Origin of the sequence: Pseudomonas weihenstephanensis, from assembly GCF_001043055.1 — a bacterium.
Lineage (GTDB): Bacteria > Pseudomonadota > Gammaproteobacteria > Pseudomonadales > Pseudomonadaceae > Aquipseudomonas > Aquipseudomonas weihenstephanensis.
On record NZ_JYLF01000003.1, the window covers coordinates 126,259 to 145,829 of the forward strand.

The following is a 19,571-nucleotide window of genomic DNA, read 5'->3' on the forward strand; positions in this document are numbered from 1 at the left end:
CAGAGTGCTGCGCAGAGCGTCGATTGTAATTAAGATGGCCCAATGTTTCTTCCAGCCAAGGTGCCAAACGTGAGCGAGAACAACCCTCTATTGCAGCCCTACGACCTGCCGCCGTTCTCGGCGATCCGTCCTGAGCACGTACAGCCGGCCATCGAGCAGATCCTCGCCGACAACCGCGCCGGCATTGAAGCAATTCTTAAACAACAAGGCCACAACCCGACCTGGGAAGGCCTGGTGTTGGCGATGGATGAGCTGAACGACCGCCTGGGCGCCGCCTGGAGCCCGGTCAGCCACCTCAACGCAGTGTGTAACAACGCTGAACTGCGTGCCGCCTACGAGGCGTGCTTGCCTGCATTGAGCGCCTATTCCACCGAAATGGGCCAGAACCGTGCGCTGTTCCAGGCTTTCGACGCGTTGGCGCACAGCCCGCAGGTGGCCGAGTTTGATCACGCGCAAAAAACCATTCTTGAGCACTCGCTGCGTGACTTCCGTCTGTCGGGCATCGACCTGCCCGCCGAGAAGCAAAAACGCTACGCCGAGGTGCAGAGCAAACTGTCCGAGCTGGGCAGTACGTTCTCCAACCAATTGCTCGACGCCACCCAAGCGTGGACCAAGCACATTACGGACGAAGCCGCACTGGCTGGCCTGACAGAGTCGGCCAAGGCGCAAATGGCCGCAGCAGCCCAGGCCAAAGGCCTCGATGGCTGGCTGATTACCCTCGAATTCCCCAGCTACTACCCGGTGATGACCTACGCCGAGGACCGCGCCCTGCGCGAAGAAGTCTACGCGGCGTATTGCACCCGTGCGTCGGACCAAGGCCCGAATGCCGGTCAGTTCGATAACGGCCCGGTGATGGAACAAATCCTCGACCTGCGTCAGGAACTGGCTCAATTGCTGGGCTTCGGCAGCTTTGCCGAGCTGAGCCTGGCCACCAAAATGGCCGAGACGCCGGATCAGGTTCTGACCTTCCTGCGCGATCTGGCCAAGCGCAGCAAGCCGTTCGCCGAGCGCGACCTTGAGCAGTTGCAAGCCTATGCCGCCGAACAAGGCTGCCCGCAGCTTAAAAGCTGGGACAGCGGCTTTTATGGCGAGAAACTGCGCGAGCAGCGTTACAGCGTGTCGCAAGAGGCCCTACGTGCTTACTTCCCCATCGACACCGTGCTCAAAGGCCTGTTCGACATCGTGCATACGTTGTACGGCATCGACATTGTTGAAACCAAGGGCTTCGACACCTGGCACCCGGATGTACGGCTGTTCGAAATCAAAGAAAACGGCCAGCACATCGGGCGCTTCTTCTTTGACTTGTACGCCCGCGCCAACAAGCGTGGCGGTGCGTGGATGGACGGCGCCCGCGACCGTCGTCGCACGGCGGCGGGTGTGCTGCAAAGCCCGGTGGCCAACCTGGTGTGCAACTTCACGCCTGCAGTTTCCGGTAAACCTGCACTGTTGACGCACGACGAAGTGACCACCCTGTTCCATGAGTTCGGGCACGGCTTGCACCACATGCTCACCGAAATCGAACACGCGGGCGTGTCGGGCATCAATGGCGTGGCGTGGGACGCGGTCGAGTTGCCGAGCCAGTTCATGGAAAACTGGTGCTGGGAGCCTGAAGGTCTGGCGCTGATTTCCGGTCATTACGAAACCGGTGAAGCGTTGCCACAAGACTTGCTGCAAAAAATGCTCGCCGCCAAAAACTTCCAGTCCGGGCTGATGATGGTTCGCCAACTGGAGTTTTCGCTGTTCGACTTCGAACTGCACGCCACCCACGGTGATGGCCGCACTGTGGCGCAGGTGCTTGAAGGCATTCGCGACGAAGTGTCGGTGATGCGTCCACCGTCCTACAACCGCTTCCCTAACAGCTTCGCGCACATCTTTGCCGGGGGTTACGCGGCCGGTTACTACAGCTACAAGTGGGCCGAAGTGCTGTCGGCGGACGCGTTCTCGCGTTTTGAAGAAGAAGGTGTGTTCAACCCGCACACCGGCAAGGCATTCCGTCAGGCTATTCTGGCCCGTGGTGGCTCAAAGGCACCCATGGAGCTGTTCAAGGACTTCCGTGGCCGTGAGCCGTCGATTGACGCATTGTTGCGTCACAGCGGCCTGACCGAAGGCGCGGCAGCATGAGTGATGCACCGGTGAACGTGACCAAAAAACGCTTTATCGCCGGGGCTGTGTGCCCGGCGTGCAGCGAGCCTGACAAGCTGATGATGTGGAATGAAGATGAGGTGCCGCACCGCGAGTGCGTGGCGTGTGGCTACTCGGACACGTTGAATGAGCAAGGTTTGTCGATACCCAAAGAACTGGGTACGCGGGTGAATGTTTCAGCGCTGAAAAAAACCCCGGACCCTAAAGTGCAGGCGGTGCAGTTTTACCCGAACCCGAAGCTGAAAAAGCCTTAGTTCCTCCGCCCATTAAGCACAGTGATGCGGTGTTGCACAGACACCGCATCACCCTCATGAGGTGTGAGTGTGGTGGCCTGGCTCTGATGCCAAATCGTCCCGCAAGAGATTAAATTGACCTGTTGCTTTTTTCTCAGTGCTGTCGATCGTGAACGTTGCTTCGAAGGTGGCTTCTACAGTGCCTGCCGAGGGGTCAAGCTTCACTTTCAGCGTGGCACTGTCGGCCTTGTGTTGGCGAACAGTGTGGTACTGCGGTGGCGGTGGTATCGAGTAAGAATAGGTGGCATACAACCCGTCACTGAGTTGGTAACTGCGGTCCAGTGGTTCATTGTTTATATACGGAATCATGAATAAGAAGCCGACATAGTTATCGGTGACGACTTGGCCTATTGAACCGGAGAACACCCACTGCGGTTTGTCTCCCATGCTCCAGTCACTCAAATAGAAAGTGTTGGCCGTGGCGCGAAAGTTCCCCTCATCAAACACCCATTCAAAATTACCTTTAAGGGTATGGGAGTGGGACGTTTTTGGAATTAAAACAATGTGTTCGGACATGGTTTATTTCCTCTGCGTGAGCATGATCAATTATTTGGCCAGTTCGAAAACCCTTGAAATATCAAGCTCCCCATTTGTCACTTTGTATTCATTTTGTTGGCCAGCAACAAAATTGAAGGTCGCCTGGAAATGGTGCCGTTCAGGCGTGATAACCACCTTGATATCGACTTTACCTTCGGTGGCCCTTGTTGTTACCTGCGCATACCGAATGTCCATGTAGACATCCCGATTCGCCTGGCCCAAGTCATAAACGCCATTCGATATGCCCTTTTTTATCCACAGAAAAATGGTGCTATCGGGTTTGCTGCTCACGCCAGACATACGGTAGTGCGAGAAGCTGGGGTTATAGAAGTGCGTGACTGAATCCGAACTAAAGGTGTAAGAGGTGCCGTCCACGGTCATGTTGGCCTTTACACTGCCAGTGGCAGGTAGACGAACCGTTGAATCATCATCTTGCTCAGTGTTCATCAAGTGGCGCCTTTGTGACAGTCAATGAGTAGGCACGCGGATAACAGCGCGATGACCACAGGGTATTAACAGAGCGCCGCTTTGCCTACTGTCAATATTGACAGGGGCTAAGGCGTGATGACCAAAGGGTGATAAGTGCACGGGTTTAAACAGTGAATGACGTCTGTTCACCGGCGAGCTGTTCAATAAAAAGGCCTGAGCGTCGTAAGACGTCAGGCCTGTTTGTCACTGTCGACGATTACACGCTGGCGTGTTTTTGCCACACCTTAGGCTTGAAGAACAACGTCTCGCCCCGCACCAAGTCGGTGAGGCTGTCGTGGTCTTTAACCACTTCCACTTCGATCAGCTCGCTCTGACCCTCAACTTTCAACGTCACCCGGGTGGTCGCGCCCAATGGGCGAATGTCGCGTACCTGCGCGGCGTGGTGGTCCTCTATCTCATGACGTGACAACGACACCTCATGCGGACGGAACAGCACATGTTGGTCCTCACCAATGTGCAGGCGGTTAGAGTCACCCAGGAAGTGGTACACAAAATCGCTGGCCGGATGTTCGTACACATCCCCCGGTGAGCCGATTTGCTCGATCACGCCCTTGTTCATCACCACGATGCGGTCGGCCACTTCCATCGCCTCCTCCTGGTCGTGGGTCACGAACACTGAGGTCAGGTTGATGTCTTCGTGCAGGCGCGCCAACCAGCGGCGCAGCTCTTTACGGACCTTGGCATCGAGGGCGCCGAACGGTTCGTCCAGCAGCAGCACTTTAGGCTCTACGGCCAAGGCGCGAGCCAGGGCAATACGCTGGCGCTGCCCGCCCGAAAGCTGCTCGGGGTAGCGATCCGACAGCCAGTCCAGTTGCACCATGTTCAGCAGTTCGTGGACTTTTTCGGCAATGCGCGTTTCGCTTGGGCGTTCTTTTTTCGGCTTCATGCGCAGGCCGAACGCAACGTTGTCAAACACCGTCATGTGGCGAAACAGCGCGTAATGCTGGAACACAAAACCGACGTTGCGATCGCGCACGTCGTGGCCGGAGACGTCTTCGCCGTGGAACACGATGTTGCCTTCGTCCGGGGTTTCGAGGCCGGCGATGATGCGCAGCAAGGTGGTTTTGCCACAGCCCGAAGGGCCAAGCAGGGCCACCAGCTCGCCGCTCTGGATGTCCAGGTTGATGCTGTTCAGCGCCTTGAAGGCATTGAAGTTCTTGCTGACGTTACGGACTTCGATCGACATGGTTTATTCCTCCGCGGCGCTGGCGCGCAGGCGGTTAATACGGGATTCGCTCCACTGCTTGAGCAGCAGGATGAAGAGCGCCAGGATCAGCAACAGGGTGGCCACAGCAAAGGCGGCGACGTGGTTGTATTCGTTGTAGAGGATCTCGACGTGCAGCGGCAGGGTGTTGGTCACCCCGCGAATGTGCCCGGACACCACCGACACTGCACCGAATTCACCCATCGCCCGCGCCGTACACAGCACGACGCCGTAGATCAGGCCCCATTTGATGTTGGGCACGGTGACGTGCCAGAACATCTGCCAACCGTTGGCACCCAGCAGGCGTGCAGCCTCTTCTTCCTGGGTGCCCTGCTCTTGCATCAGCGGGATCAGTTCACGGGCCACGAAAGGCACGGTGACGAAGATCGTGGCGAGTACGATGCCCGGTAACGCAAAGACGATTTGAATGTCGTGGTCTTGCAGCCAAGGGCCAATAAAACCCTGCGCGCCAAACATCAATACGTAGACCAGACCTGCAATCACCGGTGACACCGAAAATGGCAGGTCGATCAGGGTCACGAGGATGCTTTTGCCGCGAAAGCTGTATTTGCTCACGCACCACGCCGCGCTGACGCCGAACACCACGTTGAGTGGCACCGAAATGACCACGGCGATGATGGTCAGCTTCAAGGCCGACAGGGCATCGGGTTCAAGGATCGCGTCGAAGAACGCCCCGAAACCCAGTTTCAGGCCTTGGGACACTACGATCAGCAACGGCAGCAGCAGAAACACGGTGAAAAACAACCAGCCGAAACCGATCAGCAGGCGGCGTGAGCGCGGGCTGCCACGGCGCGCCGCGTTGGCGACCGAGGACGTGCTCGAAATGGAGTTGGACATGGTCAGGCCTCCTTCACGGTTTTTCGATGCGGCGCTGAATCAGGTTGATCAGCAGCAGCAAAATGAAGGAAACCACCAGCATCATCACGCCAATGGCGGTAGCGCCGGTGTAGTCGTATTGGTCGAGTTTGACCATGATCAGCAACGGCAGGATTTCTGTTTTCATTGGCATGTTGCCCGCAATGAAAATTACCGAGCCGTACTCGCCGACGCCACGGGCAAAGGCCAGCGCAAAACCGGTCAACCAGGCAGGTAGCAGGGCGGGCACCAGAATGTAGCGGAACACTTGCAGCGGCTTGGCGCCGAGGCAGGCGGCGGCTTCTTCGATTTCACGCGGAATGTCTGCCAGTACCGGTTGCACGGTGCGCACCACAAACGGCAGCGTGACGAAGGTCAGCGCCAGGGTGATACCCATCGGGGTGTAGGCGATTTTAAAGCCCAGGTCGGCAGCAAACTGGCCGATCCAGCCATTGGGGGCGTAGAGCGCCGTCAAAGCAATCCCGGCCACGGCGGTCGGCAAGGCGAAAGGAAGGTCGATCATCGCGTCGATCACTTTGCGCCCTGGGAAGGTGTAACGCACCAGGACCCAGGCCAGCACGGTGCCGATGATGCCGTTGATCAGCGCCGCGACAAAGGCGGTGCCGAAGCTCAACTTGAGCGCGGCCAGCACGCGAGGTGCGCTGATGATGGCCCAAAACTGGTCCCAGGTCAGTTGCGCGGCATGTACGAACATGGCGGCCAGCGGGATCAGCACAATCAGACTGAGGTACACCAAGGTGTAGCCCAGTGTCAGCCCGAAGCCGGGTATGACGGGGGAGATACGACGCGACATAAAAGTCCTTGTTTAACGCACGAAGCCCGCAAACCAATTGCGGGCTCAATGTTCTAGCTTTCAGCGATGCCTAATGGCCCCGCCCCACAAGTTATTGCGCCTGGTAGATCTGGTCGAACACGCCACCGTCATTGAAGAATTTCGGTTGAGCAGTCTTCCAGCCGCCGAAGTCTTTGTCGATAGTGACAAGGTCCAGCTTGGGAAACTGTTGTGCGTATTTGGCCGCGACCTTTTCATCACGCGGGCGGTAGAAATTTTTGGCAGCAATTTCTTGTCCGGCCGGGCTGTACAGGTGTTCGAGGTACGCTTTAGCGATCTCGCCATTGCCCTTTTTGTCGGCGTTTTTGTCGACCACGGCCACAGGAGGCTCCGCCAGAATCGACAGTGAAGGCACGACAATGTCGAACTTGTCAGCGCCGCCGTCTTCTTTCAGCGCCAGGAACGCTTCGTTTTCCCACGCGAGCAATACGTCCCCCTGACCGTTGTTGACGAAGGTAATGGTCGAACCGCGTGCGCCGGTGTCCAGCACCGGGACGTGTTTGAACAGGGTTTGTACGTAGGCTTTGGCCTTGGCTTCGTCGCCACCGTTAGCCTTGAGGCCATAAGCGTAGGCCGCGAGGAAGTTCCAGCGCGCGCCGCCGCTGGTTTTGGGGTTCGGGGTAATCACCGATACGCCGTCTTTGGTCAGGTCGCCCCAGTCCTTGATGCCTTTGGGGTTGCCCTTGCGCACCAGGAACACGATGGTTGAGGTGTACGGGGTGCTGGCCTCCGGCAGGCGGGTTTGCCAGTTTTCCGGGAGCGAGCCTTTGTTCAGTTTGGCGATTTCGTCGATGTCACCGGCCAGCGCCAGGGTCACAACATCAGCACGCAGGCCATCAATCACGCCACGCGCTTGCTTGCCCGAACCGCCGTGTGATTGCTGAATTTTGACGGTGTCGCCCGGATGATTTTGCTTCCAGAAGTTGGAGAATTCGGCGTTGTAATCCTGATACAGCTCACGGGTTGGATCGTAAGAGACGTTCAACAACTCGTAATCTTTGGCCACAGCGGAGCCAGCAAAAATGGCACTGGCCAGCGCGGCCAAAGCGTAACGGCGTAGGGACATAGGTGAGGCTCCAAAACAGCGTGTGTTTTTAGTTGTTATAGGCGGCTCAAATGAGCGCTATGGGGTTCAGCTATTTTTTTGACCGGGGTTTTGCAGGCGGAATTTTTCTTTACGTTCGATCTGAACCACTTGTGCGTTGTGCACTGTGATTTCAACGGCACCGAAGCGCAGGTCTCGTAGCGCGCTCTGGATTTCCCGCAGAATGGTGGCTTCGTCCTGGCCGTCAACGCTACGCAGAGATGCGCTCATGGTGGTGCTCCTGAAAATAGGGGGTGCCGAGGGGGTGCGGGCATGAAGGCAATAGTAGTGAGGCGCGATTATTCTTAAAAATACTATTTAAGAATGTTTATATAACTGAAATGTCATTTTTCATCTGGCTCGCTCGTCGCTGCCCAGGCGCGCAGGCTGCGATCGGCGGCAAAGCGGTTGTAAATCAAACCGTTGGGAAGTGGGCGAGGGGTTCAGAGAGCAGGGTCAAGTGAGACTTGGCACGGTGTCGCAGCCTGCGTGCCTGGGCAGCGACTACAGGTTGCGTCTAGGCTCTCAATGCCCCGCAGGTCCACCATGGCGAGAACTGCCACTGGACAGACCGCCTAAGTAAGCTCACCTTAGAGCCGTTGTCGTCTCTTCCTGCATAGTCTGGAGTCCTTATGACGTTTCCCCCTGAATTGGTTGCCGAACTGGAAGTCCTTGCACTGTTTGATCTGAACAGCACTCAAGAGGGTCTGAAAGTCCATCAAGATGCTGACAATAACCTGATTGCAGCCGCCAAACGCCTCCACGAAAAAGACCTCATCACTCAAGCTGACGGCGGTTACCTCACCAGTCTGGGGCGTGATGCTGTCGAGCATGTACAAACGCTGTTGTCCATTCTGACCTCCAAGCCTTTTGCTGCCGTTCGACTGGCAGAGTTTGCCTGACGCCACTGATCGCCCACGGAATTGCTCTGATCATGAATGATTCCGCGGGCATACCTTCTGAGTAAGCAAAAAATCTGACGCCAAAAGAGCTTTCCTCCTAAGGTTTTTCGCCCTCTCGCTGTAGACTCCTTCCTACGTTGCCTCCCTCCTCTTTCTCGCCTGGCGAGCCGGTTTGAGTTCGATATGACGCGCACCCAGGAAATTCAGATCAATCTGAATGAAGGTATAGATCGGCAGACACTCACTCATTTGCGCGAGAGGTTTCTGCGCGTCAATCAGGGTCGACTGCTGCGCGCACTGGAAGGTTTGACCCCGCGTCAGCAAACGGTTTTAAGCCTGCTGCCTCTTTTTTTCCATGTGAACCATCCCTTATTGCCCGGTTATGTGTCCGGTAGCACCCCTGCCGGGGTGGCCGGTTATGAGCCAGACACAGTCAGCCTGGCCGAAGCCCAGCGCCTGACCCGCTCCTTTTCATATAAAGCGCGTACGCCCACGACGGCGTTGCCGATTCATGGCCTGTTTTTGATGGGCAGCCTCGGCACGCTGGCCCAGACCGATCAGAGTGATATGGATGTGTGGGTCTGTCATGGGCCTGACCTTGGCGAGTCGGCGCTCGATGAGTTGCGTAAAAAATGCCAATTGCTGGAGGCATGGGCGGCGGGGCTGGGGGCGGATGCGCATTTCTTTTTGATTGACGGGCCACGCTTTGCGCTCGGTGAGCGTGATGCCCGCTTGAGCACGGATGATTGCGGTACGACGCAGCATTACTTGCTGCTGGATGAGTTTTATCGCACCGCCATCTGGCTCGCGGGCCGTACGCCAATGTGGTGGTGGGTACCCGCGTGTGAAGAATCACACTACGCGCAATTCACTCACACGCTGCTCTCCAAGCGCTTTATTCGAGCCGATGAGGCCGTCGATCTTGGGCATTTGGCGCGCATTCCGCCGGGGGAGTTCGTCGGTGCTGGTTTGTGGCAGTTGTTCAAAGGCATTGAGTCACCCTACAAGTCGGTGCTCAAGCTGCTGCTGATTGAGGTGTATGCCAGCGAACACCCGAAGGTTGAGTGCCTGAGCCTGCGTTTCAAACAATCGGTGTACGCCAATCAGTTAGCCCTCGATGAGCTGGACCCCTACGTGGTGGTGTACCGGCGCATTGAGCAGTACCTCAAGGCGCGTGGCGATGTGGATCGGCTGGAGCTGGTGCGCCGCAGCCTGTACTTGAAAGTGAACCGTAAGCTGACCGCCAGCATCGCCCAGCGCGGCACACAGTGGCAGCGCCAGTTACTGGCGCGATTGACCACAGAATGGGGCTGGGATCAGCGCCAATTGGCGTGGCTCGACAGTCGTCCCCTGTGGAAGGCCGAGCAGGCCATTCACGAGCGCCGGGCGTTGGTGCATGAGTTGAATTACAGCTATCGGTTTTTAAGCCAGTTTGCCCGTGATGAACAGGCGGCAGGCTTGACCAATAAGCGTGACTTGAATGTGTTGGGCCGCCGGTTGTATGCCGCGTTTGAGCGTAAGGCGGGCAAGGTTGATCACATCAACCCGGGTATCGCGCCCAACCTGGCGCAAGATCTGCTGACGCTGGTGCACTCCCCCAATAAAAAAGAACCCGGTGAGCACCATTGGGGGGTGTATCGCGGCAATCTGGCGGTGCATGAGTGGGAACATACGCCCGTCATCAGGCGCAGCCCTGCTCTGCTGGAGTTGCTTGCCTGGTGCCATCGCAATGGGGTGATCGACAGCAGCACCCGCTTGGCGTTGAACCCGGGCAGTACGGATGTTACTGAATATGAGTTGTTTAACCTGTTGGGCTGCTTGCAGCAGTTGATCGCCTTACCGCTGGCAGCGGTCGATGAAACGCAATTGCTGCGGCCCAGCATCCCGGCGCAGGTGCTGATCGTGGTTAACGTCGGGATTGACCCACTCAAGCACCACCGGGAAATGAACATCGTGATGACTACCGAGCGTACCGACTCGCTGAGTTATGCCGGGGTGCGCGAAAACCTGGTGCTGACGCTGGATCAAGTTACGCTCAACAGCTGGAATGAAGTGATCGTCAGCCGGTTCGACGGCGAGCATGCATTGTTCGACTGCCTGACCGATTACCTCAACGCCCAGCCGCACGGGCGTGAGACGCCTGAGTTGCGGGTGCGCTGTGTGTGCCATAACCGTGCGCAATTTATCGCGCATCGGGTGGAGGGCGTCTTCAACACGGCGCAAGCCTTGCGTTTGAGCGGGCGCGCCGTGAGTTATGTGGTGCAAGTGGAGCAGCGTTTTCACGTCATGGAGCTGGCGAGGGGCGAAGTGCGGCATGTGGCGTTGGCCGACAGCGCCGCGCTGGTGGGGTATTTGAGCCAGAGCGTGCCGGCTTATCGGGCTGTGCATCTGGATGCGATGGCGTTGGGCGAGCATGACCTTGGGTTGATGCTGCCCAAAGCAAAACCTGGCGCGATTCAGGTGTTTTACCGGCTCAATGACGGGCGTGCCGAGTTGACCGTGCTGGATGAGTGCAATGTGGTGTGGCAGCAAACAGTCCCTTTCCATGACGAATTGAGCTTGTTGGTGCCGCTGCAACGGTTCGTGCAAGCGTTGTTGTTTCGCCGTGAAGCCTGCCAACCGCTTGAGGACAACAACCCAGCTGCTGCACTTGAAGTGTTGTATTACCAGTTATTGCCTTCAGGCACTGGCCGTGCGCGTAGCATCGAAGCCCGGCGCGCACCGGTCAGCCCGGCGAACAGCGCCTACTACGAGGTGCAGGCGATCATCGGCAAGGGCGCTCATGGTGGGCAATGGGTCACGTTGTATTGCAATCAGCGTGAGTTCAGCCAAATGGACCATGGCGATCAGCTGTATGGCGCGGTGGCGCGGGAGATTATCGGGCAGCGCCGCGAAACCGAGCGCTACCGTTGTTATATCACTGATCTGGATTTGTCGGGGCTGTTGGGCGAAAGCCACAGCCCGAGCCATCTATACCTGCGCTACAAGGCGGATCTGGAGCAGGCGCTCAACGAGGCGCTGGCGCAGGTCTGAGGCTTAGGCCGGGAAAGGGCCGCCGTCTTTGGGCTGGTCTTCAACAGCCAGCAGTTCCATCTTCAGGGTTTTACCGCCCGGTGCTGGCCAATCGATGTGCTGACCGACTTGCAAGCCCAGCAAGGCGCTGCCCACCGGCGCGAGGATCGAAATTTTGCCTTCGTCCGCGTTGGCGTCCTTGGGGTAAACCAGCGTCAGGTGGTAATCCTTGCCGCTGCTCTGTTCGCGGCAGTGCACGCGCGAGTTCATGGTGACGACATCGGCGGGCACTTCATCGTGGCCCACGAGGGTTTCGGCGCGATCAAGTTCGTCTTGCAGGGCAATAACGCCCGGCAACGTGTCATCCAGTTTGTCGATCAGTTGCTCAAGACGTTGCACGTCCAGGCGAGTGAGCGTGATGGCGGGTGAAGTGGTCATGACCTGGCAGACTCCTTTTTTCTGCACGAAAAAGCAAAACCCCGCCAGAAAATGGCGGGGTTTTGACCAACCTCGTTAGTGCGAGGCGAACCCGGACACTACCACAGCAAAATAAATACACAAGCCAGAGGGGGTCGCTGAGACTCGCTCGCACCTATAGCTGAATGTGGTCTTGGCGTTGCCGGGCCTGTTCACAGATGACCCGGCGCCGCTGGTCGTCAGCCGAGCGCCACTCACGGATGTCTTCGACATGGCGAAAGCAGCCCAGGCAGACTTTTTGTTCATCCAGCCGGCAGGTGCTGATGCAAGGCGACGGCACTGCCGGACTGACGTTGCTGTAGAGCGGTTTTGCGGGTTTAGCAGGAGCAGTCACGTTTAGATCTCGTCAAAATCCAGCTCGACGCCGGTGTGTTCCTTGGTCAGGCGCTGAACCATTTCACTCAATAGTTCATCAGAACTGTCGCATTTCCAGCGTGACTCTTCTTCGTCGTACTCGAAGTGAAAGCCTCCTGCGCGTGCAGCCAGCCAGAGCTGTCGTAGCGGTTCCTGGCGGCTGAAAATCAGTTGCGTGCCGTCTTCAAACTCGACCGTCAGTACACCGGCCGAGTTCTCAAGGTCCAGGTCCAGACCGCTCTCATCAAAAACGTCTTCCAGGTTTTGCTGGGTTGCATCGACCAGATCGTGGAAACGGGCTTCAGTCAAACTCATGGTGGAACCTCGTAATGTCTAGTCATGCTCGGAGCTCGCAAGATACGGGCGCTCCAGACCGATTGCAAACCCCAACTGAGCGCGGGTCACAGCACCACTGATTATCTACACAGGCGGTTTTGCCCGACCGCTCTGGCGCATAGGCAAGCTGGTAGGTGCTCGGTATACTCGGGCGCAATTAATGCTTTTCAAAGGATTTCGCCATGAAGCGCCTGATCTCTTCTATTGCTGCGCTGGTTGCGGTTGCTTGCCTTGTTTCTGCCTGTGGTCAAAAAGGCCCGCTGTATCTGCCAGACGACAGCCAGTCCCCTGATGACCAAGCGAAGTCGTCGCAATCGCAAGCGCACAAGCACCAATAAGGGAACACCATGGACGCTTTTAACTACCGGGACGGCGAGTTATTCGCCGAAGGTGTCGCGCTGACGGCCATTGCCGAGCGTTTTGGTACACCGACTTACGTCTATTCCCGGGCGCACATCGAGGCGCAATACAACGCTTTCGCCGATGCTTTGCAGGGCATGCCGCACTTGGTGTGTTTTGCAGTAAAAGCCAACTCCAACCTGGGTGTGCTCAATGTCCTGGCGCGTGTGGGCGCTGGTTTTGACATCGTGTCCCGCGGCGAACTGGAACGTGTGCTGGCGGCGGGCGGTTCGGCCGACAAAATCGTGTTTTCGGGTGTCGGCAAGACCCGCGATGACATGCGCCGCGCGCTCGAAGTGGGCGTGCACTGCTTCAATGTCGAGTCCACCGACGAGCTTGAACGTTTGCAAATGGTTGCTGCCGAAATGGGCGTGCGCGCGCCGATCTCGCTGCGCGTTAACCCGGATGTCGATGCCGGCACTCACCCGTACATTTCCACCGGCCTCAAAGAAAACAAATTCGGTATCGCCATTGCGGATGCCGAAGATGTGTACATCCGCGCCGCGCAATTGCCCAACCTTGAAGTGATCGGCGTCGATTGCCATATCGGTTCGCAATTGACCACGCTCGATCCGTTTATCGACGCGCTCGACCGCCTGCTGGCACTGATCGACCGCTTGAGCGATTGCGGCATTTACCTGCGCCACATTGACCTGGGTGGCGGCCTGGGCGTGCGTTATCGCGACGAAGAGCCACCGTTGGCCGCCGATTACATCAAGGCGGTGCGCGAGCGTATCGAAGGCCGTGAGCTGGCGCTGGTGTTTGAGCCGGGGCGTTTCATCGTCGCTAACGCAGGCGTGCTGTTAACGCAGGTCGAATACCTCAAGCACACCGAACACAAAGACTTCGCCATTGTCGATGCGGCGATGAACGACTTGATCCGCCCGGCGCTGTATCAAGCCTGGATGGACGTGACCGCGGTTCGCCCGCGTGACACCGCAACCCGCGCCTACGACATCGTGGGTCCGATCTGCGAGACCGGTGACTTCCTGGCCAAAGACCGCCCGTTGGCGCTGGCCGAAGGTGACCTGCTGGCAGTGCATTCGGCCGGGGCTTATGGCTTTGTCATGAGTTCGAACTACAACACCCGTGGTCGTGCTGCCGAGGTTCTGGTGGACGGCGATCAGGCGTTGGAAGTGCGTCGTCGCGAGACCGTTGCCGAGTTGTTTGCTGGCGAAAGCCTGCTGGCGGAGTGAACCCATGTTGCTGCGTTTTACCAAAATGCACGGCCTGGGCAATGACTTCATGGTTCTCGACCTGGTCAGCCAGCACGCGCACATCCTGCCCAAGCACGCCAAGCAATGGGGTGACCGGCACACAGGCGTCGGCTTCGATCAATTACTGATCGTTGAAGCGCCCAGCAACCCGGAGGTGGATTTCCGTTATCGGATCTTCAACTCCGACGGTTCCGAAGTGGAGCAGTGCGGTAACGGTGCGCGCTGCTTTGCGCGTTTCGTGCTCGACAAGCGCCTGACCACCAAGCGCCAGATCAAGGTCGAAACCAAAAGCGGCATCATTGAACTGAACGTGCGCAGTGACGGGCAAATCAGCGTCGACATGGGCCCGCCGCGTCTGGTGCCGGCCGACATCCCGTTTGTGGCCGATGCGCAGGCGTTGAGCTATGACGTGGACGTTGACGGCCAGACCGTGCAATTGGCCGCCGTCTCAATGGGCAACCCGCATGCGGTGTTGCGCGTCGACGACATCAATGCCGCGCCCGTGCACGAATTGGGCCCCAAAATCGAACATCACCCGCGCTTCCCGGCCCGGGTCAACGTCGGCTTTCTTCACGTCATTGATCGTCATCGCGCGCAATTGCGTGTGTGGGAACGTGGCGCCGGGGAAACCCAGGCCTGCGGCACCGGCGCCTGCGCGGCAGCGGTGGCCGCGATCAGCCAGGGCTGGATGCATTCGCCCGTGACGCTGGACCTGCCCGGTGGTCGCCTGACCATTGAATGGGAAGGCCCGGGGCGCTCGGTGATCATGACCGGCCCGGCGATGCGTGTTTACGAAGGACAAGTCCGTTTATGAGCGAGCGCATACGATGACCGACCAGCCACAGCCAGCAGACCTCGACATTCTTGATCAAAGCCCTGAGGCTGCGGCCGTGGCGGCCTACCTCCAGGCGCATCCAGACTTCTTCAGCCAGCGTGAAGAGTTGTTGCTGACGCAGCGCATTCCTCACCAGCGCGGCGATACGGTGTCGCTGGTCGAGCGCCAACTGGAACTGTTGCGCGGTCGCAATATCGAGATGCGCCATCGTTTATCGCAGTTGATGGACGTGGCCCGCGACAACGACCGGCTCTTCGAAAAAACCCGTCGCCTGAACCTGGCGTTGATGGATGCCACCAGCCTTGAAGACTTGGTGATCGCCGTCGAAGACAGTTTGCGTCAGGACTTTCAGGTGCCTTTCGTAAGCCTGGTGCTGTTTGGCGACAACCCGATGCCGGTTGGCCGTTGGGTGAACAGTGCCGACGCCCAGCGCGCCTTGGGTGGCTTGCTGACCGAAGGTAAGGCGGTGAGCGGCAGCTTGCGTGAGCACGAGCTGGACTTCCTGTTTGGTGAAGAGCAGCGCAAACAAATCGGCTCGACCGCGGTGGTCGCACTCAATCATCTGGGCTTGCATGGCGTTCTGGCGGTTGCCAGCCGCGACCCGCAGCATTACAAAAGCTCGGTAGGCACCTTGTTCCTCAGCTACGTCGCGCAAGTGCTCGGCCGTGTGTTACCGCGCTTTACCAACGCCCTGCGCTCGGTGCGCTAGGCATGGAACGGCAACTGGACGCTTACTGCACCCACCTGCGCAGTGAGCGCCAAGTGTCGCCTCACACGCTTGAAGCCTACCGCCGTGACTTGGGCAAGGTGTTGGCGTTTTGCAATAAAGAATCAATCTCCAGTTGGTCAGCACTGGATATCCAGCGCCTGCGCCAGTTGGTGTCCCGCCTGCATCAGCAAGGGCAGTCTTCACCCAGCATTGCGCGGCTGCTGTCGGCGGTGCGCGGGCTTTATCACTACCTCAACCGCGAAGGCCTGTGCGACCACGACCCGGCCAATGGCTTGGCACCGCCCAAGGGTGAACGCCGCCTGCCCAAAACCCTCGACACCGATCGTGCCTTGCAACTGCTGGAAGGCGCGGTGGAGGAGGATTTTCTGGCATTGCGTGATCAGGCCATTCTGGAGTTGTTTTACTCCTCCGGGCTGCGCTTGTCGGAGCTGACAGGTCTGAATATGGATCAACTGGATTTGGCTGACGGGCTGGTGCAAGTGTTGGGCAAGGGCAGCAAGACGCGTGTGCTGCCGGTCGGTAAAAAGGCCCGCGAGGCCTTGCATGCCTGGTTACCCCTGCGGGCCTTGGCCAACCCGCATGACGACGCGGTGTTTATCAGCCAGCGTGGTCGACGGCTTGGGCCGCGCGCGATTCAAATGCGGGTCAAGGCTGCGGGTGAGCGTGAGTTGGGACAAAACCTGCACCCGCACATGCTGCGCCATTCCTTTGCCAGCCATTTGCTAGAGTCCTCTCAGGATTTGCGGGCGGTGCAAGAACTGCTCGGGCATTCGGACATCAAAACGACGCAGATCTATACCCATCTGGACTTCCAGCATCTGGCTTCGGTCTACGACAGCGCCCACCCGCGGGCCAAACGCAGTAAGGGCAGTGAATGACAATTGAACTGGTTACCTTCGATCTTGACGACACCTTGTGGGACACCGCGCCGGTGATCGTACGGGCCGAAACGGTATTGGGTGAATGGCTCGCCGCCAATGCACCAAAATTGGGCGTCATTGAAGCTGTGCACTTTCAAGCCCTGCGGGAGCGGATTTTGGGCGCGCAGCCGCAGTTAAAGCACCGTATCAGTGCGCTGCGCCGTCGGGTGTTGTTTCACGCGTTGCACGAGGCGGGTTACCCGCAAGCGGATGCGCAGGCGTTGGCAGATCAAGCCTTTGAGGTCTTCCTTGAGGCGCGGCATGCGCTTGAGGTGTTCGCCCAAGTTGAACCGACCTTGAGCGCGTTGGCCCGCGATTACGCGTTGGGCGTGGTCACCAATGGCAATGCGGACGTCCGCCGTATAGGCCTGGGGCACCACTTTAAATTTGTGCTCTGTGCCGAGGACATTGGCATTGCCAAGCCCGATGCACGGTTGTTCCATGAAGCATTGTCGCGAGGCGGCGTGGCAGCCCATGCGGCCGTGCACGTGGGTGATCACCCGGGCGATGATATTGCCGGTGCGCAGCAGGCAGGTTTGCGCGCGGTGTGGTTCAACCCTGGCGGCAAGTCGTGGGACGGTGATAAGCGCCCGGATGCCGAAATTGGCTGTTTGAGCGAGTTGGCACAGGTGCTCAACCACCTGAAGTGAACGCCTTGCAAGGCTATTGTCGTCACTCGTCAGCGGCTACATGTCAGGTGCCCGCCAGGCAACGCTTCTCGCGCTCACAAAAAAGCCCGCAGCGACGGCGGGCTTTTTTCAAGCAAGCATCACACCCTTAGATAGGGCGGCTGCCGTACTTGTTATCAGGCTTCTTGGGCGGGTCTGCCACCACATTGGCCTCAACTTCCTGCACTTTGCCGCCACGGGAAAGAAACTCCTCCATGGCGCGAGCCAGAGCATCACGCTCTTTATTTTTGGCTTCTACGCTGGGCAGGTCATCAACGGACACCGCAGCCTTGGATTTACCCTTGGCGGCCGGAACCGGTGCATCTTCGCCACCGTCGTCGTCAGCCACGTCATCCGCAGCAACTTCCAGACCTTCTTCGGTTTCGTCTTCGTCACCTACTTCGAGGTCATCATTTTCCAGATCATCGTCGCTCATGTTCTACCCCATGACTTACGTAAAGCAGATTAGTTATAGACCAGCTACGGCCACTGTCGACTGCCGCTGGTGCAAAAGTAGCCCTGGATTACCCGGGGCTTACGCCTCGACGCCTTTGACGGCGGTAGGACTTTACAAGTGCCGTTGTAAGCATGGCGCTCGTTATATAAACACCTTGCCAAGTGTCCAATTAATAACTTGCAACACTGGCCTTGAAGGCATGTGGAGATGCTCCGTGCCTTCGTCGTTCGTGGGGCGTTTTACTTCGCCCTTCGGCGCGCATTCTAGCGTGCTCAAGGAAAAAGCAAAGCAGCTAATAGTCGAGTTGTGCTGTAAGTCTTCGTCGCCTATTTCATCGTAGAACTGATCTCTCCTTAACGGTGTAGGAAAAATCATTCTCTTGGTGCGAATACCGCCACATTTCAGGCAAAAAAATACCCGGCATGCCGGGTATTTTTTTCAAAGATTTTTACAAGTTGTAGCCACGCTCGTTGTGTTGCGCGAGGTCGAGGCCAACGGCCTCTTCTTCTTCCGTTACGCGCAGACCCATCACAGCATCCAGCACTTTGAGAATGACGAAGGTGACGATTGCGGTGTAGATCACCGTGAAGGCGACCCCTTTGCACTGGATCCAGACTTGGGCTGCGATGTCGGTCACGGCCCCGAAGCCGCCCAGTGCGGGCGCTGCGAACACACCCGTAAGGATCGCGCCGACAATACCGCCCACACCGTGGACACCAAAGGCGTCCAGCGAATCGTCATAACCCAGCTTGCGTTTGAGGCTAGTGGCGCAGAAAAAGCAGATCACACCAGAGGCCAAGCCGATCACGATTGAACCCATTGGGCCGACAGTGCCCGCTGCCGGGGTGATGGCCACCAGGCCCGCGACCACGCCTGACGCGATGCCCAGTGCGCTTGGCTTGCCGTGGGTAATCCACTCGGCAAACATCCAGCCCAGTGCGGCGGCGGCGGTGGCGATTTGGGTCACGAGCATTGCCATGCCCGCCGTGCCGTTCGCTGCGGCAGCAGAGCCTGCGTTGAAACCGAACCAGCCGATCCACAACATTGCAGCGCCGACCAGGGTGTAACCGAGGTTGTGCGGCGCCATTGGGGTGGTCGGGTAGCCTTTACGCTTGCCCAGTACGATGCACGCTACAAGGCCGGCAACACCTGCGTTGATGTGCACCACCGTGCCACCCGCGAAATCGAGTACACCCCAATCCCACATCAGGCCGCCGTTGCCGCTCCACACCATGTGTGCAATGGGCGCATACACCAGGGTGAACCATACACCCATGAAAATCAGCATGGCCGAGAACTTCATGCGCTCAGCAAACGCCCCGACGATCAGCGCTGGCGTGATGATGGCGAACGTCATCTGGAAGGTGATAAACACAGCTTCGGGAAACAGTGCGGTGGGCGAGGTCAGGCTGGCCGGCGTGACACCCGCGAGGAAGGCTTTGCCGAACCCGCCGATGAACGAGTTGAAGTTGGTGACGCCCTGCTCCATACCGGTGGTGTCGAACGTGATGCTGTAGCCATAAATGACCCACAGGATGCTGATCAGGCCGGTAATGGCGAAGCACTGCATCATCACAGAAAGAAGGTTTTTGGAGCGCACCATGCCGCCGTAGAACAGCGCCAGGCCGGGAATGGTCATAAACAGCACCAAAGCCGTTGCAGTCAGCATCCAGGCGGTGTCGCCGGAGTTGAGGGCTGGCGCAGCCACTTCGTCTGCCGCCATGGCCAGGCCAGGCATTACGACAGACAGCAGGGCTGCGAGCCCTGCGAATTTACGCAGAGTCAT

Annotated in this window: 22 protein-coding genes; 10 read left to right on the forward strand and 12 right to left on the reverse strand. The window is 58.1% G+C overall.

Annotated elements, in window-relative coordinates; translation table 11 throughout:
- Nucleotides 1-42 precede the first annotated feature (42 nt).
- Together prlC and TU86_RS08165 are read left to right on the forward strand one after the other, a co-directional pair.
- Complete coding sequence (gene prlC, locus TU86_RS08160) at nt 43-2,121, forward strand: oligopeptidase A (protein ID WP_162207800.1); 2,079 nt, start codon at nt 43-45, stop codon at nt 2,119-2,121.
- Complete coding sequence (locus TU86_RS08165) at nt 2,118-2,396, forward strand: YheV family putative zinc ribbon protein (RefSeq protein ID WP_048363798.1); 279 nt, start codon at nt 2,118-2,120, stop codon at nt 2,394-2,396. The genes prlC and TU86_RS08165 overlap by 4 nt, the downstream gene beginning before the upstream one ends.
- Nucleotides 2,397-2,450: 54 nt before the next feature.
- Here TU86_RS08165 and TU86_RS08170 read toward each other — a convergent pair whose 3' ends face one another.
- The 7 genes from TU86_RS08170 to oscA all read right to left on the reverse strand — a co-directional run bounded on the left by TU86_RS08170 (nt 2,451) and on the right by oscA (nt 7,709).
- The gene (locus TU86_RS08170) at nt 2,451-2,951 is read right to left on the reverse strand and encodes a hypothetical protein (protein WP_048363799.1); all 501 of its coding nucleotides are present in this window, start codon (nt 2,949-2,951) and stop codon (nt 2,451-2,453) included.
- A gap of 30 nt (nt 2,952-2,981) precedes the next feature.
- Nucleotides 2,982-3,419 carry a hypothetical protein gene (locus TU86_RS08175; RefSeq protein ID WP_048363800.1) on the reverse strand — a complete coding sequence of 146 codons (438 nt, stop codon included), beginning with the start codon at nt 3,417-3,419 and terminating at the stop codon, nt 2,982-2,984.
- A 238-nt stretch (nt 3,420-3,657) separates the two neighbouring features.
- Nucleotides 3,658-4,647 carry a sulfate/molybdate ABC transporter ATP-binding protein gene (locus TU86_RS08180; protein ID WP_048363801.1) on the reverse strand — a complete coding sequence of 330 codons (990 nt, stop codon included), beginning with the start codon at nt 4,645-4,647 and terminating at the stop codon, nt 3,658-3,660.
- A gap of 3 nt (nt 4,648-4,650) precedes the next feature.
- The gene (cysW, locus tag TU86_RS08185) at nt 4,651-5,523 is read right to left on the reverse strand and encodes a sulfate ABC transporter permease subunit CysW (protein ID WP_048363802.1); all 873 of its coding nucleotides are present in this window, start codon (nt 5,521-5,523) and stop codon (nt 4,651-4,653) included.
- A 13-nt stretch (nt 5,524-5,536) separates the two neighbouring features.
- Nucleotides 5,537-6,355 (reverse strand): sulfate ABC transporter permease subunit CysT, encoded by an 819-nt coding sequence (gene cysT, locus TU86_RS08190; RefSeq protein ID WP_048363803.1) that lies wholly within the window; start codon nt 6,353-6,355, stop codon nt 5,537-5,539.
- 91 nt (nt 6,356-6,446) lie between these two features.
- Nucleotides 6,447-7,460 carry a sulfate ABC transporter substrate-binding protein gene (locus tag TU86_RS08195; RefSeq protein WP_048363804.1) on the reverse strand — a complete coding sequence of 338 codons (1,014 nt, stop codon included), beginning with the start codon at nt 7,458-7,460 and terminating at the stop codon, nt 6,447-6,449.
- A 66-nt stretch (nt 7,461-7,526) separates the two neighbouring features.
- Entirely contained in the window at nt 7,527-7,709 is a 183-nt protein-coding gene (oscA, locus tag TU86_RS08200) for a sulfur starvation response protein OscA (protein ID WP_047278876.1), read from the reverse strand.
- 401 nt (nt 7,710-8,110) lie between these two features.
- On the opposite strand from oscA, the gene TU86_RS08205 reads away from it, so the two are divergent.
- Together TU86_RS08205 and TU86_RS08210 are read left to right on the forward strand one after the other, a co-directional pair.
- Nucleotides 8,111-8,380, forward strand: a complete 270-nt coding sequence (locus TU86_RS08205; RefSeq protein ID WP_048363805.1) for a TIGR02647 family protein — start codon at nt 8,111-8,113, stop codon at nt 8,378-8,380.
- A 183-nt stretch (nt 8,381-8,563) separates the two neighbouring features.
- Nucleotides 8,564-11,413 carry a class I adenylate cyclase gene (locus TU86_RS08210; protein WP_048363806.1) on the forward strand — a complete coding sequence of 950 codons (2,850 nt, stop codon included), beginning with the start codon at nt 8,564-8,566 and terminating at the stop codon, nt 11,411-11,413.
- A gap of 3 nt (nt 11,414-11,416) precedes the next feature.
- Here the strand turns inward: TU86_RS08210 and rnk are convergent, their stop codons facing one another.
- From rnk to cyaY, 3 genes are all read right to left on the reverse strand, one after another.
- Entirely contained in the window at nt 11,417-11,830 is a 414-nt protein-coding gene (gene rnk, locus TU86_RS08215; RefSeq protein ID WP_048363807.1) for a nucleoside diphosphate kinase regulator, read from the reverse strand.
- 154 nt (nt 11,831-11,984) lie between these two features.
- The gene (locus tag TU86_RS08220; RefSeq protein ID WP_048363808.1) at nt 11,985-12,203 is read right to left on the reverse strand and encodes a DUF1289 domain-containing protein; all 219 of its coding nucleotides are present in this window, start codon (nt 12,201-12,203) and stop codon (nt 11,985-11,987) included.
- 2 nt (nt 12,204-12,205) lie between these two features.
- Nucleotides 12,206-12,538 (reverse strand): iron donor protein CyaY, encoded by a 333-nt coding sequence (gene cyaY / locus TU86_RS08225; protein ID WP_048363809.1) that lies wholly within the window; start codon nt 12,536-12,538, stop codon nt 12,206-12,208.
- A 203-nt stretch (nt 12,539-12,741) separates the two neighbouring features.
- Here cyaY and lptM point away from each other — a divergent pair, with 203 nt between their 5' ends.
- From lptM to TU86_RS08255, 6 genes are read left to right on the forward strand one after another with little or no spacing between them, the layout of a single operon-like run.
- Nucleotides 12,742-12,897 (forward strand): LPS translocon maturation chaperone LptM, encoded by a 156-nt coding sequence (lptM, locus tag TU86_RS22385; protein WP_048363810.1) that lies wholly within the window; start codon nt 12,742-12,744, stop codon nt 12,895-12,897.
- A 9-nt stretch (nt 12,898-12,906) separates the two neighbouring features.
- Nucleotides 12,907-14,154: a diaminopimelate decarboxylase gene (lysA, locus tag TU86_RS08235; RefSeq protein WP_048363811.1), complete on the forward strand. Its 1,248-nt coding sequence runs from the start codon at nt 12,907-12,909 to the stop codon at nt 14,152-14,154.
- Nucleotides 14,155-14,158: 4 nt separating this feature from the next.
- A complete protein-coding gene (gene dapF / locus TU86_RS08240; protein WP_048363812.1) occupies nt 14,159-14,989 on the forward strand; it encodes a diaminopimelate epimerase in 831 nt (276 codons plus the stop codon).
- Nucleotides 14,990-15,002: 13 nt separating this feature from the next.
- Entirely contained in the window at nt 15,003-15,719 is a 717-nt protein-coding gene (locus TU86_RS08245; RefSeq protein ID WP_048363813.1) for a DUF484 family protein, read from the forward strand.
- A gap of 2 nt (nt 15,720-15,721) precedes the next feature.
- Nucleotides 15,722-16,618 (forward strand): tyrosine recombinase XerC, encoded by an 897-nt coding sequence (gene xerC, locus TU86_RS08250; RefSeq protein WP_048363814.1) that lies wholly within the window; start codon nt 15,722-15,724, stop codon nt 16,616-16,618.
- Nucleotides 16,615-17,310: an HAD family hydrolase gene (locus tag TU86_RS08255; protein ID WP_048363815.1), complete on the forward strand. Its 696-nt coding sequence runs from the start codon at nt 16,615-16,617 to the stop codon at nt 17,308-17,310. Before xerC ends, TU86_RS08255 begins: the two co-directional genes overlap by 4 nt.
- A 127-nt stretch (nt 17,311-17,437) precedes the next feature.
- Here the strand turns inward: TU86_RS08255 and sutA are convergent, their stop codons facing one another.
- Both sutA and TU86_RS08265 read right to left on the reverse strand, forming a co-directional pair.
- Nucleotides 17,438-17,764: a transcriptional regulator SutA gene (gene sutA, locus TU86_RS08260; protein WP_048363816.1), complete on the reverse strand. Its 327-nt coding sequence runs from the start codon at nt 17,762-17,764 to the stop codon at nt 17,438-17,440.
- Nucleotides 17,765-18,233: 469 nt separating this feature from the next.
- Nucleotides 18,234-19,571 (reverse strand): ammonium transporter, encoded by a 1,338-nt coding sequence (locus tag TU86_RS08265; protein ID WP_048363817.1) that lies wholly within the window; start codon nt 19,569-19,571, stop codon nt 18,234-18,236.

What these genes read in the sequence shown, in the direction of transcription:
- prlC (WP_162207800.1), top strand. Translation starts at nt 43, where the DNA reads ATGTTTCTTCCAGCCAAGGTGCCAAACGTGAGCGAGAACAACCCTCTA.
- TU86_RS08165 (WP_048363798.1), top strand. Translation starts at nt 2,118, where the DNA reads ATGAGTGATGCACCGGTGAACGTGACCAAAAAACGCTTTATCGCCGGG.
- TU86_RS08170 (WP_048363799.1), bottom strand. Translation starts at nt 2,951, where the DNA reads ATGTCCGAACACATTGTTTTAATTCCAAAAACGTCCCACTCCCATACC.
- TU86_RS08175 (WP_048363800.1), bottom strand. Translation starts at nt 3,419, where the DNA reads ATGAACACTGAGCAAGATGATGATTCAACGGTTCGTCTACCTGCCACT.
- TU86_RS08180 (WP_048363801.1), bottom strand. Translation starts at nt 4,647, where the DNA reads ATGTCGATCGAAGTCCGTAACGTCAGCAAGAACTTCAATGCCTTCAAG.
- cysW (WP_048363802.1), bottom strand. Translation starts at nt 5,523, where the DNA reads ATGTCCAACTCCATTTCGAGCACGTCCTCGGTCGCCAACGCGGCGCGC.
- cysT (WP_048363803.1), bottom strand. Translation starts at nt 6,355, where the DNA reads ATGTCGCGTCGTATCTCCCCCGTCATACCCGGCTTCGGGCTGACACTG.
- TU86_RS08195 (WP_048363804.1), bottom strand. Translation starts at nt 7,460, where the DNA reads ATGTCCCTACGCCGTTACGCTTTGGCCGCGCTGGCCAGTGCCATTTTT.
- oscA (WP_047278876.1), bottom strand. Translation starts at nt 7,709, where the DNA reads ATGAGCGCATCTCTGCGTAGCGTTGACGGCCAGGACGAAGCCACCATT.
- TU86_RS08205 (WP_048363805.1), top strand. Translation starts at nt 8,111, where the DNA reads ATGACGTTTCCCCCTGAATTGGTTGCCGAACTGGAAGTCCTTGCACTG.
- TU86_RS08210 (WP_048363806.1), top strand. Translation starts at nt 8,564, where the DNA reads ATGACGCGCACCCAGGAAATTCAGATCAATCTGAATGAAGGTATAGAT.
- rnk (WP_048363807.1), bottom strand. Translation starts at nt 11,830, where the DNA reads ATGACCACTTCACCCGCCATCACGCTCACTCGCCTGGACGTGCAACGT.
- cyaY (WP_048363809.1), bottom strand. Translation starts at nt 12,538, where the DNA reads ATGAGTTTGACTGAAGCCCGTTTCCACGATCTGGTCGATGCAACCCAG.
- lptM (WP_048363810.1), top strand. Translation starts at nt 12,742, where the DNA reads ATGAAGCGCCTGATCTCTTCTATTGCTGCGCTGGTTGCGGTTGCTTGC.
- lysA (WP_048363811.1), top strand. Translation starts at nt 12,907, where the DNA reads ATGGACGCTTTTAACTACCGGGACGGCGAGTTATTCGCCGAAGGTGTC.
- dapF (WP_048363812.1), top strand. Translation starts at nt 14,159, where the DNA reads ATGTTGCTGCGTTTTACCAAAATGCACGGCCTGGGCAATGACTTCATG.
- TU86_RS08245 (WP_048363813.1), top strand. Translation starts at nt 15,003, where the DNA reads ATGACCGACCAGCCACAGCCAGCAGACCTCGACATTCTTGATCAAAGC.
- xerC (WP_048363814.1), top strand. Translation starts at nt 15,722, where the DNA reads ATGGAACGGCAACTGGACGCTTACTGCACCCACCTGCGCAGTGAGCGC.
- TU86_RS08255 (WP_048363815.1), top strand. Translation starts at nt 16,615, where the DNA reads ATGACAATTGAACTGGTTACCTTCGATCTTGACGACACCTTGTGGGAC.
- sutA (WP_048363816.1), bottom strand. Translation starts at nt 17,764, where the DNA reads ATGAGCGACGATGATCTGGAAAATGATGACCTCGAAGTAGGTGACGAA.
- TU86_RS08265 (WP_048363817.1), bottom strand. Translation starts at nt 19,571, where the DNA reads ATGACTCTGCGTAAATTCGCAGGGCTCGCAGCCCTGCTGTCTGTCGTA.